This window comes from Sphingobium sp. TB-6, assembly GCF_012927365.1.
GTDB lineage: Bacteria > Pseudomonadota > Alphaproteobacteria > Sphingomonadales > Sphingomonadaceae > Sphingobium.
In genome coordinates this window covers 274,478-289,867 of the sequence record NZ_JABBGL010000001.1, presented here as the reverse complement: position 1 = coordinate 289,867, position 15,390 = coordinate 274,478, and the positions used below count along the sequence as shown (strand labels likewise).

Below are 15,390 nucleotides of genomic sequence, written 5' to 3'. Positions count from 1 at the left end.
ATTCAGATCACACACAATCGTTCCCAAATTCGTGCCAATCCACTCCTCCTTCCTCCTGCTCACCTTCCAACACCGGGCGGCTAGCAACCCGTTTCCGAATACAGAGAGTGACGCAGCGATCTCGCCATTGCCTGGCCAGATTGGCTTGGTCCATGGCCCGTGTCATTGCCGCGTGTGCCGCGCGCTTCTATGAGAGAAGCTGCTTTAATAATTTATTCGAGGCGAGGGGATCATGCCGACACTCCGCTTCCCGCTTTTGCAGGGGGATAATGACCGGACCGCCTTGATCGATGGTGAGCGCCGCGTGACTTATGGTGCGCTCCACGGCCTTGCGGACCGCCTTGCTACCGGATTGCTGGAGGGAAAAGTAGATCTGGAGGAAGAACGCATTGCCTTCTTCCTGCCCGCCAGCACCGACTATGCGGCTGTGATGCACGGCGTCTGGCGCGCGGGCGGGATCGCCGTTCCCTTGAATGTCGGCGCGACCATTGCCGAACTGGATCATTATCTTAGCTGCGCGCGGGTGACCCGGCTGATCGCCCAAACCGAGCATCATGCCATGCTGGGCGAATTGTGCGCGAAACTGGACATCCGTCTATTGCAGCCGGCCGAACTCATGGCCGGTGAAGCAGGCGTCCTGCCGGCTATTGCCGATGAGCGCCGCGCGATGATGGTCTTCACCAGCGGCACCACCAGCAAGCCCAAGGGCGTGGTGACGACCCATGGCAATATCCGGGCGCAGATCACCGTGCTTCTGGACGCCTGGGGCTGGTCGGACAGCGATACTATCCCCCTGTTCCTGCCGCTGCATCATGTCCATGGCATCATCAACGTACTGAGCTGCGGCCTATGGGCGGGCGGGACGGTGCATCTCTTCCCTCGGTTCGACGCGCCCGCCGTCGCCGCCCATGTCGCGGCGGGCGACTATTCGGTATTCATGGCGGTGCCGACCATCTATGTGAAGCTGCTCGACCATCTCGACAGCCTGGAAGAGGGTGAGGCGAAAAGGGTCTGCGACGGCTTTGCCGCCATGCGCCTGAACGTGTCCGGCTCAGCGGCCTGTCCGGTTCCATTGTTCGAGCAGTGGCGGGCACGCACCGGCCAGGTGCTGCTCGAACGCTACGGCATGACCGAGATCGGCATGGCCCTGTCCAACCCCCTTCATGGCGAACGGCGGGCGGGGCATGTCGGCCAGCCCTTGCCGGGAGTCGAGGTGCGTCTCTACGGTGAGAATGAGCAGCCCATCGCGGAAGAGGGGCAGCCGGGCGAGATTCGCGTCAAAGGACCCAATGTCTTCCTCGAATATTGGGACAATGAACGATCCACACGGGACAGCTTCCGTGACGGCTGGTTCTGCACCGGCGACATGGCGGTAATCGAGCGGGACTATTACCGGATCATGGGACGGACCTCGATCGATATCATCAAGTCGGGCGGCTATAAATTATCGGCGCTTGAAATCGAGGCGGTGTTGCTCGCCCATCCCGCCGTTGCCGAGGTCGCCGTTATCGGGACCGAGGATGCGACCTGGGGCGAAGTCGTGGCAGCCTTCATCGTGCCACGGCCGGGTCACAAAGCGGACGCCGAGGAGATCATTGGCTGGTCCACGGGGCAATTGTCTGCCTACAAGATCCCGCGACTCATCCATTTCGTCGACAGCCTGCCCCGCAATGCCATGGGCAAGGTTACCAAGCCGGACCTGAAGACGATACTCAGGGCCGCTTCAGCGCGAGCTTCCTAGGATGGGCCAACTTCTTGATGGAGGCGATTGCGGCATCATGCGGACGGGCCGTTTTCCGGCAAAGGCTGGGACATTCGCGACTGTCCGGTTCGGAGCAATCCTCTGGAGAATGCCGACATTCTTGGTGCTTCTATGATAACCGCTGCCGCTGACAAGCAGACCTTTCGCGATCCCAACTGATTTGCATATGCCACATCGTGGTCGTGAGGCCCTCGCATCATGATTTATTTCCGGTAGAGTGAGGAAATGTACTCCGCTGATTCATCTTTCTCATCTTCGGACTTTGCGCTGCGCCTGCCCAACACCGACAGGGGTAAGGCCTGGCTGGCTCAATTTGACGCGGACGACCAGGAAAATGCGGCACGCTTGCTCGGCGCGCTCACACTCGTTTCGCATTCCGCGTTTGAGAGAGCGGTGACGTCACTCATTTTGTCGGAAGCAGCAAGATTCTGCGGGCCTGTCGCGCTCTACGCGACGCGGGAGCTGGGAGATGACCTCAGCTACTATGAGGCTATGGCCAATCCTAACGACGCAATGGCCCCGCTGGATGCAGTGGGCAGAGGCGCGGATCTCGGCAGTGAAGCACGCATCGCCGCGATCATTCGAAACCTTTGCAAGGGCGATCCTGAAAAGCTGTTGAACCACCCATCCCTCGAAATGCTTCGCGCAACGAAAGCAAAGGCGATCATCGTCGTGGATGACATTGTGGGGTCGGGAAAAAGGACGGCTGGATTTATCAGGGCGATGTGGCGTTCAGAAAGCGTTATGTCTTGGCATAGCCGGCATCAGATCAAATTCGTCGCGCTGGCTTACACCGCGACGCGTATGGGCAAGGGGCTAGTCAGCGGCCTGAAATGCAAGCCCAAGGTTGCTCTGGTTCGCGAGTGTCCCACGTTCGGCGAAATTCCCTGGCATGGCGATATCGAAGCGGCGATCACCGCCTTATGCAATCGCTATGGCCGCCGAACGTCCCGCCGTGGGATGCGTTTCGGCTTCAAGAAAACCATGGCCGCTCTTGTCTTTGAGCATGGCTGTCCAAACAATGCGCCGTCTATCCTCTGGGCGCCCGTCGGCGAGGACAGTGACTGGCAGCCCATGTTTCCTGATCGGACCGTGCTGTTTGAAGAAGCGTCGGCATTTCCTCCGGATATCACGGCGCGCGATCCCGTCGCTATGCTCACCGAGCTCGCAGGTGACGCGGAGCCGGAGCTTCCTCCTGCGATCCTCGGTGAGTCCGTACTCGGCTTGACCACGACGATGGTCCTTGCACTTGTCGCCAGCGGCATTCGCAGTCGCGCAGCGCTCAGCTATGCGACGGGTTATGATGCACTTGAATGTGCCTCGCTGCTCGACCGATGCGTTGCACGGGGTTATCTGACGGCAACGCTTCGCTTGACCTCCGAAGGTCGTGCCGAACTGAAAGAAGAAATCCGACCGGCAGAGCGCTCGAAGTGGGTTCCCCAGCGCGGAGAAGATAGTTATTATCCGCAGCAGTTGAGGGGGCCGCCTTGAGGCTAGTGCGCGTCCAGTTGGACGCATAGACACTTGCTCAACAGGCTTGTGTCGGGGCGCGGATTTCAGTTGCCCTAAGAATAAGCCGGCGCTTGACAGGAGGTTGCATACGACCTTCTTTCACGAGCGCTTGTCTCCTAGAAGGCCGCATGCATCCGCCTGCGGCGGACATCAAAGTAGTCCTGAATGTGGTCTCCTCAACACTATCTTGAGGCCGGGCAGCAGCTCGGCCTGGACGATCAACTGGTTCAGCGGGCGGCGACGGCGATCGAGGATTTCCTTGACCGGCATCCTAAGCTACCGCCGATCCTTACGTTGAAGCATCTCGCGAGCCGAACCGGCATTGCTTGGTATCACCTGCGTAAGATAGCCATCGGTCCGCGCGCGAATGATCGGCCCCCACCGAGTGGTCCGGGTTGATTGTTAGTGCATTGTCGCCTCCGGCGCCATGGCCGGCCGCAGGTGGAGCGAAGCGGAACCGGAGGGCGGCGATGGCGCCGTCGCCGTTTCCGGGGCCGGTGGTCTATAGCCCAGCGAGCTATGCGGCCTGACGGTGTTGTAGTGCCGCCGCCAGGCTTCGATCAGGATACGGGCTTCGGCCAGCGTGTAGAAGATCTCGCCGTTGAGCAACTCGTCGCGCATCGAGCCGTTGAAGGACTCGCAGTAGCCATTCTCCCACGGGCTGCCGGGTGTGATATAGAGCGTCTTCACGCCGATCTTCGCCAACCACTGCTGGACGGCTGTGGCGATAAATTCAGGGCCATTGTCCGACCGTATGTGTGCCGGCGGGCCCCGCGTGACGAACAGCTCGGCCAGCGCCGCCAGCACGTCCTCGCTCCTGAGCCGCCGTGCCACCGGCAGGGCCAGGCACTCCCGGCTGGCTTCGTCGATGATCGACAGGATGCGGAACTTGCGGCCATCGTGAGTGCGACCCTCGACGAAGTCGTACGACCATACGTGCCCCGGATACTCAGGTCGCAGCCGGATACACGATCCGTCATTGAGCCAGAGACGGCCGCGCTTCGGCTGCTTTTGCGGCACCTTGAGCCCCTCGCGCCGCCAGATGCGCTCGACCCGTTTCCTGTTCACATGCCAGCCGGCATCGCGCAGCAAGGCGGTCAGCCCATCGCCCTCGACCATGTATTTGAGCAGCGCGGCAAAGCCGCGCTTGCGCTTCGAAATCTTGTCGCCGTAACGATCCATGACCGCCAGTTCGAGCGCAATGAGCGCGGCGAGTTCCGCAGCCTTGATCAATTCGCAATCGATCCAGCCGAGCAGGTAAAGGGTTTGCGCACGTTCGTACTTGGCACGAACTATATCGGGGATGCGGGGATCGACATCGAGACTGCCGACTAAGGCGCGCCAATCTTCGGCCTTGGTAATCTCGATGAATCCGCCGGGATTGTCCACTAGCGGCCAAGGTAGCAACAGCGGCGCCGCGCGATCTTCGAGGCAAATATAATCGGTGTTGCGCATCGACCGAACTCCTATCCTAACGGCAGGACTGAATCGGGCAGGACCACCGCCTCTAGCGACGCACCGACCCACTTGCCTTCGAACTGGTGCTCTGGACGATAATAGTGAAGTTCGCCCGCTCCGTCGGCTTTCGTCTTGCCGATCCGCACCGACATAGCATCATCCAGTGGATCGCCGGCCAGGATGAAGTCGGCCCCAATGCCGCCGGGGAGATGGTAAGTGCGGCGCTTGCGCAGAGTACGCTTCACTCGCTTCGCCCGCAGCCGTGAAAGTTCGAATGGCCCTTGCAGGAACAGGCTCGACCAGCGCTCGGACGAATACCAATGGCCGCCTGAGCTATGTTGATCGCCATCCGCGAACCAAGAAGTCGGATTTCGGTAAAGCATGCAGTCGTCAAGCCGACCGCGCCACATGCCGCGCGCCACTGGGTCATAATACCAAAGCCCACCTTGTAGATCGTGGACCCATAATTGCCATGGTGGCGCCGAGAAATGGCTGACATAGAGGATGTTTGTGCCGGCGATACGCTGAACCTTCCCGATGCGCTTTCGGATGAGAATCGGTACCCAGATCACAGCGACATCGGCGCTGAGGTAGGCGCTCGTTCGCTTTTCCAACGAAGTATAGTCGAGAGAGCTGTTCTGAACCTCGAGGGCGACGCGATAGGCGTCGTCAGGCGCGTGCAGCAACACGTCGGCACGCCGGTCGCCATCAATTGACAGCACCTCGGCCTCAACGTCGCACTTGAGGCCGCGACTGCGGTATGACGTTGCGAAATCCTCCTTCGCCTGTTGATGTTCCCACGTTTCCAATGCGGCATAAGAGCATACCTCGCCGGGCCGGTGCCCGAAATAGGGTCGACGAATACGGCCCTTCGCCAGCGTCACCGCCGTATTGCACCCCGGGCACCCATAGGACGGCCCCTTTACCGCGTGGCCAGCTTCGACGCGACTATTGTCAGCATTGTTGAGCGCGACTAGCATGGGGGCGTCAGGAGACCGCTGAAATCCCCGGCCTTCGCGATCTCTCCGATCAGTCCGGCAAGCCGTGGCTCCTTTTTCTCGGCGCGACGGAAATCTTCGGCTGTCCGCTTATCGACATAGAGTACGTCGCAATAGGCCGCGAGCACGGCGAGATGGCTGTCGTGCAGATCGCTTCCCGGCCGAAGCGTTCGGGCCTGACCATGTTTCCGAAGCGCTTCGGCGATCACCCAACTTGGCAGCACGTCCATGGGAACCCGCTTGAGCGCCTCGAAGGAATGGCCGGTCTCCGAGGCGATCACCCGAAGTTGGCTGCGGAACACACCCAACCGACTGAGGTCGGCCAGTACGCATTCATCGCGCACCTCGGCTTCGTCCAGACCCTGATCGACCAACGACGAGACCAATAGATCACGGACAGTTGTATCCGGCGGCGGAAGCATTTCGAGCACCCGTTCGAGAAACTCGTCAGCCATCGCCCGCGCCCGAACAGTGTCTCCGCCCGTGCTTTGCGTTGCTTCCTGAAGCGCCTTGGCATGAATTTTTCCGAGTTGCGTCCGCATGCCTTGCGGCGAATTGATCGTACCTTTTGAAAGTTCACCGATTGTGCGGCTTTCGTCGAAGGTGCGCAGCGGCCCCAAAGCTGCAACCATGTCAGATTCAGGCTTGCGGGCACGAAGCATGGGACGAACCGCTTCCCAGACCCAAGCCTCCTCACCGATGGCCTGGCTGCCGGTGCCAATTTTCAGGAGCAGTTCTCCGGCTCGATCACGGATGGCGATCAGGTCATTCAGCCCCTCGCTCGCGGCGATCACCTCGGCCGCTCGCACATGTGCGGCGGATCCCAGACCAACCTCGTCTTTCGCCAACCGTATCCATGCGATAAGGGGGAGCGAAATTAGCAACGAAATACGCGTGCGCGCTTTGGCGGCATCGTCTCCACCGAGCAATTCTTCGAGATGGTGCCAACACAGGAGGGGAATACGACCTTGTGAGAGGAGCTGATCGTGCAGCGATAGAGCCTGCCCGCGTCGGACGTGGTCCTCTGCGGACATCGCGTCGAGCCACTTGGCCCAATGCGAACTGTCAGGCGAGATGATCGTGGAGCTGATGAGGGCCAACTACCTTGTTCCTAATCTCTCGCTTCGTCGATTACATCTGCCTTGTTACCATCGAGCGGCGGAAACAGGCCCATGCGTCCATCGCCCCGGACGCCGGTAAACAAATGGATCGTGACATCCTGCGCAACTGTTGCCGGTGGGTCGCTATTCTCGAGGATGATGAACTGCGCGCGATCTGCCAGACTCGCAAGATGTCGATAGAAATGCTCTTGCAGTGTTGTTGCGGCCAGTGCGCGTTCGTCAGCTGCTAACTCACCATGCCGTGGAACCTGCACTGGCTCGCGATATGTAAGGAGTGGCGTGTCGAGCACCAATATACCTGGGTGTGGCAGCTTTCGCTCTTGGCATAAGAGCATTACGGCGACCTTGAACGCCGAGTGCAGGACAGCGCGAACGCCCTTGCCGTTGGCGCGACGATCCTTGCCGGCGAGACGAATGTCTTGGGATTGAGAATCGAACGAAATTGCTGGCGCGCCCGGAAATTTCCAGGCATCAAGCACGGCGTGGATTTTCACCGACAAGGCATGGCCGGTCGGTCCGTCGATGCCAACCAACAACTTCTGCTTGGGCTCGGACTTTGCGCCAGTGACTTGGGAGAGCTGCACGACGAGCCGGTCGCGATTTTCGAACAGCTTGAGATGGTCGCGCAGTTCGTCCCGCTTCTCAATGCGAGTCTCGTAGGTCTCGCGTAAACCCGATTCATGAGGTCGCAAGAAAGCCAAAAGCCGCTCTGCTGCAGCGATACGGGTTCGATGCTTCCGGAGTTGAATCCGGTGCTCGCCGCCGTCGCTTTCGAGCAGGGCTATCGTGCTGAACAGATCCTCTCGTTCTCGCTCGATGCGCGCAATTTCGGCGCGGGCAGCCATGCGGGCACGTTCCACGTCGCGTTTACCATCGTTATGATGATGCTCGGCTATAGCGCCGCAAAGCGGACAAGGCCGGTCGAGCCGAGCAAGCAGAAGATGCCCACCCTGCTCCAAAGCTCCGAGCCTCGCAATGTCCGACTCATACACTTCCATGAGCCGGCCGAAACGCGCGAGCGTCAGCTCAATCTCCCGCGCCTGCGCCGTGGTCTTGTCGCGCGCATCCAATGCTCGTCGTCGCTCTTGGGTCGCGTGATCGATGCGCCCTTGGCGCCGCATCAGATCTGCGTGCAGGGCGTTCAGCCCATCTTCCAGCCGTTTGACCTGCTCGGCGATCTGTTCGCGTGTAAGGCCCACGGCATCGATCTGCTTGTCGATTTCCGCCATCCACTGTTCGAGCAACTCGAGCTGTCCGTCCCGGCGGGCCTTCTTAATTTTCGGCGGGACCACCGCGACTACTGCTGAATCGTCTTGGCCAGTGAGCAGCAGCTTGAGGGCATTCTTCTCAGGCGTTGCACCGACAACCTGTCCACTCAGGATCGGGCTGCGCGCATCGATGATGGCGCCTTCGTCTACGAACATGAACGGATCGAGATATCGCAGGCTGAAATTATACTTCTCGCCATTCTCGTTGCGGACGATCTTCTTTCCGTCGAGACCAAGGCCCATGAGTATGAGCCGCGAGAGATTATCCTCGCGCGCGGCATCATGCTCAGGCGCAAGGGCCCGCGCCTCAACACCTTCTGGCACATCGAGATGAAGGCCGGGATATAAGCGAATGCCGCCGCCACCTATCCCCCGATACAGCGTCGTCTTGCCCGGTCCTGGAATGTCGATGCCAAGCAGGACGCCAGTATAACCTTCCATCTGTTCGATTACAGGCAGGGGCGTTGAGGCTCCAAGAACGAATTTGAGAGCAGCGAGGGTAAATGACTTGCCAGTATTGGAAGCGCCGTACACGACATTAACGCCGGCCTCGAAAGTCAGCTGTGCAGGCGCTTTGCCTTCGCCGACGAAGCTGAGATGACGGAAAATCAAACGATTGGTCATGCCGCGGGCTCGTGCAAGGTTTCTTCACCTTGGAATTCGAGAGTCCAACGACCAAGCCTCCGGTGGACGACATCGCGGATCGCCGCTTCGGGCAGCGCGCCCAGATGGTCCGCAAGCCAGTGTGCCCGGTTCTTGAGTGTCTGTGCATAGGGCACCGCTAGTAGATCGAGAAAGGAAGGAGCCTCCTCGCCGGCCTGGTATCGCATCCCTTCCTCGTCATCGACGACATTGACGAGCTCCGCCTGGAGCAGGAGGCGAACGCCTTCGTCCACGAGCCGCCGCCGCACGAGCAGTTCGCCTGTGCGCGAGGGCAGATCGGGGTGAAGGCTATCGGGCCCTTCCAGATCGGAGGTGTGTACCACTAGATGATCGAACCAGACCAACTCGCTCGTCGAGCAGGCCCTGGGATGAAGGGCGTCGAGCACCACCAAAGCCCGCAGCCCGGTTTCGAGGGCGCTATTGAATAGGGGTATTGCGCTCGTGGAATCTGGAATCATTTCACCCATGGCAGCCGTCCGCTGTTCGCAAAATGATGACAGGTTCCCTGTTTGACCGGCACACGCGCGTAGCGACCGAGCACGCCGGCGACGGCGACATTCTTGGCCTCAACCATCACAGCGGCGATCTTGGCTAGCGCGTCGGGATGCGAAAGCTGGTGGGTATCGAACACACCGTGGAAGATATCCTTTTCGAAAGCTTCAAGAACTTGAGGTTCAGTGCTGTCCCGGTAGTAGCGCTTAAAGGCCGCCGCATCGAAAAAACGCTCGCGCTGAACGCGAAAATGCTCGCCGTGTTCAGGATGTGCCAGCGCGTCGTTGCCACAAGTCAAAGCCATCGCGCCGCGCTGGCGATAAGCGGCAAGCAGTTGATCGATATAGCCCGTCTCCTCTGGCTGAAGATCCGACGGAGCCTCGCCGATCGGCGCCTCCCCAGGATCCGCCGAGAACCATTTCACCAGGACCGGCTTCATCGCGTCGTCCCGCACTAGCTTGCCTGCCTCCATCAAGGCGACATTCTCGAACGAGAAGCTGTCGATCGCCGCGCATACTTTGTCCGACAAAGGATGAACTTGCCCTTCCACCAGATGGGTCGCGCAGCAGTCGTCCCACTTCTCGATGAGCCGAGGGGCGATCTTGCTGGGCTGGGAGATCAGGGTCCGGACGGCGCGGACCGCTCCCTTTGGCGCGATAAACACATAGCTACTAGGCATGGGGAAATTACCTGCAGCCGCATGAAAGAAAATCTTGCCGAGCTCGCGCAGCATCTCGGATTCTCCGAGCGCCTTGCGCAACTGTTTGCATTGATAATTGTCCCACGCACCATCAAAGCGCAGCTTGGTGTGGTAACCAACCACGTCGCGGCCCATGTCGCCCGCGCCTGAGAAACGATCGCTGTCGGGATAGCGCGATCTCATCGATGCTACCCAATCGTCGATCAGGCGCTCTAGATCTGCATCGTCCAGCGCATAGATTTGCGCTGCATAATCAATCAAGCTTTCCCCCATCGTATCTCGCTGAGAAGCATGCACAATAGGCGAGCCCCGTGCAACAAATTGTAACTTAGATCGCACGATTTCAACATGTTTGCGGCGCCGGTTACCTGCCGGTCTGTACGATCAGTTGGAAGGCTCAAGCGCTCAGTATCGCGAACAGCTTCTCCCACCGGCCGACATAGGCCGACGGCACCGCCGATATTCCCTTCGTCAGCAGAGACTGCTTGATCTTCTTTGAAAGTTCCACCTTCCAACCCTGTTCAAGCGTGACACCCTGCCCACTGGCCCAGGCCTCGATTTGGCCGATGATGGGTGTATCAGACTTGGCGACGTCAGCGAACTCGACCTCGGCATCCCGATAAAGACGGTCTATGACGCCTGCGGTGACTTCGACCGGGATCAGGTCCTCGATTTCGGATCCGGGAATTCCCGTATGGTCGTCGATGACGATGACCCGATCCGTCGCCTCCTTGTAGAGGCTGGAGCTGATCTCTTTCGCCAGCTTCTTGCCCATTTCGTCACCGTCCAGGACGATGAGGGGCAAGGTCTCGTCCCGACCGGTGAGGATGCTCGCAACCATGCGCGTATTCTTCGTGCCCCCGGCTGGCGGGAAGACCAGTTCGCGGGCAGGCTTCAGCTTCCCCGAGGAGATGAGGAGAGTCTTGATCGTTGTGAGATAGTGCTGATCGGAACTGCCCTCCACGATGACAGGCTGGCAGCCAAGCATGAGGCTGTCTGCGACGCTCAATCCAAGGGCCGAGTGAACGGCATAGGCCGCTCCCTGCTGGCCCTCCGATCCCTTGCGCAGGTCTGACGTGGCCTTCGTCGTGCCCTGCTGGTCGACATAGACCTTTCTTGCGCGGTCGAGACGGTCGGCATGCACAAGGAATGGCGAATGAGTCGTGTAGATCAGCTGGTTGGTGGTCGAGAGGCTGTCGAAAAACTGCGAAAGATCGAACTGCGCCAGTGGATGAAGCGACAGTCCGGGCTCGTCCAGCAGGAGAACGGAATTGTTGTGGTCCCCGTCGGCCTCGCTTTCCACGAGGAAGACCAGGTAGAAGCTGAGGAACCACTGGAGGCCAGTGCTGCGACCTTCGAGTTCGACCTCCGCCGGCCGCCTGTCGTCAGCCACCCAGATGCGGAAATGATTTCCGTCAGCCTCGAAGCGGAACCTATAGTCGCCCTGCTTCCACCATTCCTTGAATTTGGAGGTGAGGGTCGTGCCTGCCGACTGGAGAAGGATCGAGCGTTCGCGCTTGTTCTCGGCAACGGCGGCGATCTCTTCCTCTGTGGGGCGTCCGGTATTGGGATTCACGGTCTCGTCACGACCGAGTTCGAGTATCTCGTTTGGAGAGAGACGGACGAAGCTGAAAAGCACGCGCAGCGTCCGCGCCTTGGCGGCTTCCTTCTCACCGAGATCGTTGCGCGCGAGATTCTCGACGACGTGCGGCAGGTAGATTTCGGAATCGAGGTTCCCATAGTTCGAGTAATAAACGAACCGGGGCATGCGACCGAGGACGTCGTCCCGGACGGTCTCGAGGTCGCCAGGGTCGGGGGCGGAGGTCTTCGCCTGTAGCTCATCGATCTGAGTTGCAAGTGCCTCCAGTCGAGGGAATATGCTGCTGGACTTCGCAACCGCTTCCGGCGCCAGTGAGCGAAGGCTCACGGCCAGACCTTCCAAATCCGTCGCCTCGAGCGGCTCTTTTGAAACTTCAAGGATCATCCGCTCTAGTTCGGCGACCAATTCAGACTTCTGAACTTCCTCCTTTACTAGCGCACTCATGCCTTTGATTTCCTGCACGGCGTCGCTGATAAAGCCGGTGACGTCCGCCGAAGGAACGCTGGTCAAATGCACATGGTCCGGGAAGCGCACCAAATACCGATTGTCGTAGTAGCGCTCGACCCTGACGGTCTTCGTCTCCTCGGGAGATATGCCGGCAGCGGCGGCGAGCTTGCCTCCCAGAGCCTCGGTCGAGAAGTCGGCGGTGATGAAGCAGTAGTCCTGAGGACGTTCACGGATCTCCGCGAACATCGTCTTGGGGAAGTCGGATGTCGCCCTGATGTCCCCCTCCCGTGCCGGTTTGAGCTTCCAGAGCGGCAGGAGGAGATTCGACTTACCGGATTCGTTGACGCCTATGAGCGCTGTGACGTCGTTCGCCTCGATCCATCCGCTATCAGTCACCGACCTGAAATTCGTCACACGATACTGCAGCAGCCTCATTGCACGCTCCCCTTTCCCTGATCTCAACCCTTACCAGCCGCCATGTTATGGCGCTACCGTTCGCGTTCCATATCTGTTCGTTTTATTCCGTCTAAATGGCACATCCCGACTTTCACCCTGTTTCGATTATTTGGCCAGCATGTTCAACAACATGCCGCACTCGACACCGTTCTAGGATCGCACACGCCAATGAAGCCAGCTAACGGACGGCAGAGCGCTCAGTGCTGCAATGGCCGCTTTAGGCGCGAGCGGCCGTTCTCGCCGGCTGATGGATTTGGTCGGGAGCTGCCGGAGAACCGGACCGTCCGCAGCTGGGAACGGACAAATCGCCGTTGAACGGCTGTAAAGGGTCGTTAAAACCCAATCTCGCCCAGGCAGGCCGATGCCTGCCTGACATAGCTGTCGCCGAACAAGCGGGCGTGCACGAGCAGCGGCCATAAGCGATATATGGGTTGCCGCTCACGCCACCCTTCTTCGAGACCACAGGCTTCGTAGAATGCGACCGGAGGATTGTCGAACAAGCTGAGCATCGCCAAATCGACTTCCCGGTGGCCGTAATAGGCTGCCGGATCGATCAAGCCGGATATGCTGACGTCGCTGACCAGAATGTTTCCGCCCCAAAGATCGCCATGAAGCAAGGCGGCCGGCGGATGGTCCGGCAGGAACTCGCCCAACCGCCGGACCAGTTCCTCAAGGCGATCCCCCAAATGGCGATCAATATGGGGAAGATGGCAGCGCAGCCGGTTGTCGCCCCAGAATTCGATCCAGCTGCTTTTCCGACCGTTCAGAATGGCCACGGTTTCGAAGGAATAATCAGAGTCCCAACCATAGGCGCCGGCGGTTGGCAGATGCAGATGATCGAGAATGTCCGCAAGGTTTGCCCATGCACGGGCAAGCTGCCCCGCAGCGGGCAGATCCTCCAGGATCAGCAATTCGGCTTCCATCGCGAGGATCGTCGGCGTCGGCACGCCCCTTCCGCGCAGCGCCTCCAGCATCGTGGCTTCGACGGCCACCAGCGAGCCGGTCTTCGCGATCGCCGTCCCCCCACCGACCAAACCAAGCCGGCTGACCGACGAAAGGCTGCCGCCGGAAATTTGCGTCACGCTTTCGACACGAGCCCCCAGCAAATGGCCCGCCCGCACAAATATCGACCTCACACAGCGATCCCTTATTATCTCCGGTCAGTGATAGGCGCTTTGCGCTGTCAGGCATAGCGACGACGGACGGCCCAAACCGTGCCAGGACGCTTCTCCCATGCGCCGACCGGCCCTTGATTGGCGATTGTAAAAGCGGCACAATATGGGCGCGGGCAGACCGGGACAGGAGCTTGGTTTGCTATGGACGATATGAGTGAGCAATTTCTGCGCCTCAGGGCGGTGATCCAGAAAACCGGGAAGCCCAAGGCTTCCATCTATCGCGACATCCATCTGGGCACGTTTCCCGCGCCCGAAAAAATAGGCGCCAGGGCAGTGGCCTGGCGCCTGTCGCGGATCATGCGATGGATGCGATCTCCCGCCAATTACCAGGACGACTGAAACCAGCCCAGCGCTTCGACCGGCTTCTTCTTCGGGGTCTTGTCCTCGATGACGATAGCCTTCGAAGCGCGCTCGGCGTCATCGAGATAGTCCGCCCACCATTTCATCATCTTCCGGCGGGGATCGAGATAGAGCGCGGCGTTGTAAACGCTCCGCACCCCTTGCGGCACATGGGCAAGCTGCATCTCGATCCAGTCGGCGTTAAAGAGCGTCGATTCATTCAATATGGTGCTGGCGACCGAACGGAAGCCATGGACGGTCGCCTTGTCCCCGACGCCCAAACGCCGCAGTAGGACCAGCATGCGGCTCGAACTGATCGTGTCATCGTTGTTGCCGATGACCGGGAAAAGATATTGCCCGAACCGCTCGTTGCCGAACTTTCCGTAGACATTGAGTTCCCTGAGTTCGCGGAGCAGCTCGACGGCCTGTGGCGGCAGCGGCACCAGATGCTCCAGTTGCATCTTCATGCGCTCGGCGGGAATGCGCCACAGCGGCTTGGGTCCGCCCAGGCCTTCGAACTCGCTCCATTGGGCGTGGCGGGTTTCCTGCGTGCGCACCATGGTGAGAATGGTCCACCGCAGGGCAAGATGGCTGAGCCGTGAGCCGGAATCGGCGTTGAGCGCCGCATAGAAGCGCGGCAGTTCCGAGATCGGAACCTTGGAGCGATGCTTGACCCGCGCCCGCTTGCGCATCACTGAGCCGAGGTCGGTACAGGGATCGGACATGACGCGGCCGCTGGGGATGCCATAGCGGAAAATCTCGCTGCAATAGCCCCGGACGCGATGGGCCATTTCGAGCGCGCCGCGATCCTGGATCTGCTGCAAGGCTTCGAGCATCATCTGCGGGATGATCGCCCGGACCTTCTTCTTGCCGATGACGGGGAAGATATCCGCCTCAAGCCGCCGCTCGATGACGCCGGCATAGCGGGCAGACCACCCTTCCCGTTTCACGGCGAGCCATTCCTCGGCCAGTTGCTGGAAGGTCGTGTTCTCGGCCTTCACCTCATATTTCTTCAGGAGGCGGATGTGGGCCGGGTCTTTCCCCTCGGCGAGGAGCGCCTTCATCTCCTCGCGCCATACCCGCGCGCGGTCGATGCTGACCTCGGGATAGGTGCCGCCCTTGAGCGTCTTCTGCCTGTAGTCGAAGCGGTAGGAAAGGCGCCACTGGGCCTTGCCGTTGGGCAGGACGCAGATGTGCAGGCCGCCGCCATCGGCTTTCTTGACGGGGCGTTCGGAGGGTAAAATCGATTGAATGAGACTGTTGGTCAGCACCGGTCAGGACTCCTGAAAACGGTGCGTGGGATTTGAAATCCTGTTCCAAAGACCAACAAAAAGACCAACAAATCCCATGCAAACCACCTGAGCGGTCATGATCCCATAGGAGACCATGTTACATGAGA

The 15,390-nt window shown here is 59.8% G+C and carries 11 protein-coding genes and 1 pseudogene; 3 read left to right on the top strand and 9 right to left on the bottom strand.

Translation table 11 applies throughout. The annotated features are described in order from the left end of the window. Positions 1–232: 232 nt before the first annotated feature. Both HHL26_RS01200 and HHL26_RS01195 read left to right on the top strand, forming a co-directional pair. Positions 233–1,741, top strand: a complete 1,509-nt coding sequence (locus HHL26_RS01200; protein ID WP_087575905.1) for an acyl-CoA synthetase — start codon at positions 233–235, stop codon at positions 1,739–1,741. Positions 1,742–1,987: 246 nt separating this feature from the next. Beyond that, positions 1,988–3,253: a hypothetical protein gene (locus tag HHL26_RS01195; RefSeq protein WP_240962255.1), complete on the top strand. Its 1,266-nt coding sequence runs from the start codon at positions 1,988–1,990 to the stop codon at positions 3,251–3,253. A gap of 423 nt (positions 3,254–3,676) precedes the next feature. Here HHL26_RS01195 and HHL26_RS01190 read toward each other — a convergent pair. The 8 genes and pseudogenes from HHL26_RS01190 to HHL26_RS01155 form a co-directional block, all read right to left on the bottom strand. Next, positions 3,677–4,375, bottom strand: a pseudogene (locus HHL26_RS01190) (IS3 family transposase); the annotation flags it as partial. A gap of 365 nt (positions 4,376–4,740) precedes the next feature. Further along, entirely contained in the window at positions 4,741–5,712 is a 972-nt protein-coding gene (locus tag HHL26_RS01185; protein WP_169575767.1) for a competence protein CoiA family protein, read from the bottom strand. Then, positions 5,706–6,830 carry a hypothetical protein gene (locus HHL26_RS01180; protein WP_240962254.1) on the bottom strand — a complete coding sequence of 375 codons (1,125 nt, stop codon included), beginning with the start codon at positions 6,828–6,830 and terminating at the stop codon, positions 5,706–5,708. Before HHL26_RS01180 ends, HHL26_RS01185 begins: the two co-directional genes overlap by 7 nt. Before the next feature lie 11 nt (positions 6,831–6,841). Further along, positions 6,842–8,743 carry a hypothetical protein gene (locus HHL26_RS01175; protein WP_169575766.1) on the bottom strand — a complete coding sequence of 634 codons (1,902 nt, stop codon included), beginning with the start codon at positions 8,741–8,743 and terminating at the stop codon, positions 6,842–6,844. Continuing rightward, positions 8,740–9,249 carry an ABC-three component system middle component 2 gene (locus HHL26_RS01170; RefSeq protein WP_169575765.1) on the bottom strand — a complete coding sequence of 170 codons (510 nt, stop codon included), beginning with the start codon at positions 9,247–9,249 and terminating at the stop codon, positions 8,740–8,742. Before HHL26_RS01170 ends, HHL26_RS01175 begins: the two co-directional genes overlap by 4 nt. Continuing rightward, the gene (locus HHL26_RS01165) at positions 9,237–10,235 is read right to left on the bottom strand and encodes an ABC-three component system protein (RefSeq protein ID WP_169575764.1); all 999 of its coding nucleotides are present in this window, start codon (positions 10,233–10,235) and stop codon (positions 9,237–9,239) included. The genes HHL26_RS01170 and HHL26_RS01165 overlap by 13 nt, the downstream gene beginning before the upstream one ends. A 136-nt stretch (positions 10,236–10,371) precedes the next feature. Beyond that, positions 10,372–12,456, bottom strand: a complete 2,085-nt coding sequence (locus tag HHL26_RS01160) for an AAA family ATPase (protein ID WP_169575763.1) — start codon at positions 12,454–12,456, stop codon at positions 10,372–10,374. 353 nt (positions 12,457–12,809) lie between these two features. Beyond that, positions 12,810–13,613 (bottom strand): fructosamine kinase family protein, encoded by an 804-nt coding sequence (locus tag HHL26_RS01155; protein WP_169575762.1) that lies wholly within the window; start codon positions 13,611–13,613, stop codon positions 12,810–12,812. A gap of 180 nt (positions 13,614–13,793) precedes the next feature. On the opposite strand from HHL26_RS01155, the gene HHL26_RS01150 reads away from it, so the two are divergent. Next, positions 13,794–13,991, top strand: coding sequence for an AlpA family phage regulatory protein (locus tag HHL26_RS01150; protein WP_066563399.1), 198 nt, complete (start codon positions 13,794–13,796; stop codon positions 13,989–13,991). Here HHL26_RS01150 and HHL26_RS01145 read toward each other — a convergent pair. Then, positions 13,976–15,262 carry an integrase arm-type DNA-binding domain-containing protein gene (locus HHL26_RS01145; RefSeq protein WP_169575761.1) on the bottom strand — a complete coding sequence of 429 codons (1,287 nt, stop codon included), beginning with the start codon at positions 15,260–15,262 and terminating at the stop codon, positions 13,976–13,978. The two genes, HHL26_RS01150 and HHL26_RS01145, sit on opposite strands and share 16 nt — an antisense overlap. Positions 15,263–15,390 lie beyond the last annotated feature (128 nt).

Bases quoted from the DNA above. Each gene is read 5' to 3' on its own strand.
- HHL26_RS01200 (WP_087575905.1), top strand. From the start codon at position 233: ATGCCGACACTCCGCTTCCCGCTTTTGCAGGGGGATAATGACCGGACC.
- HHL26_RS01185 (WP_169575767.1), bottom strand. From the start codon at position 5,712: ATGCTAGTCGCGCTCAACAATGCTGACAATAGTCGCGTCGAAGCTGGC.
- HHL26_RS01175 (WP_169575766.1), bottom strand. From the start codon at position 8,743: ATGACCAATCGTTTGATTTTCCGTCATCTCAGCTTCGTCGGCGAAGGC.
- HHL26_RS01150 (WP_066563399.1), top strand. From the start codon at position 13,794: ATGGACGATATGAGTGAGCAATTTCTGCGCCTCAGGGCGGTGATCCAG.
- HHL26_RS01160 (WP_169575763.1), bottom strand. From the start codon at position 12,456: ATGAGGCTGCTGCAGTATCGTGTGACGAATTTCAGGTCGGTGACTGAT.
- HHL26_RS01195 (WP_240962255.1), top strand. From the start codon at position 1,988: ATGTACTCCGCTGATTCATCTTTCTCATCTTCGGACTTTGCGCTGCGC.
- HHL26_RS01170 (WP_169575765.1), bottom strand. From the start codon at position 9,249: ATGGGTGAAATGATTCCAGATTCCACGAGCGCAATACCCCTATTCAAT.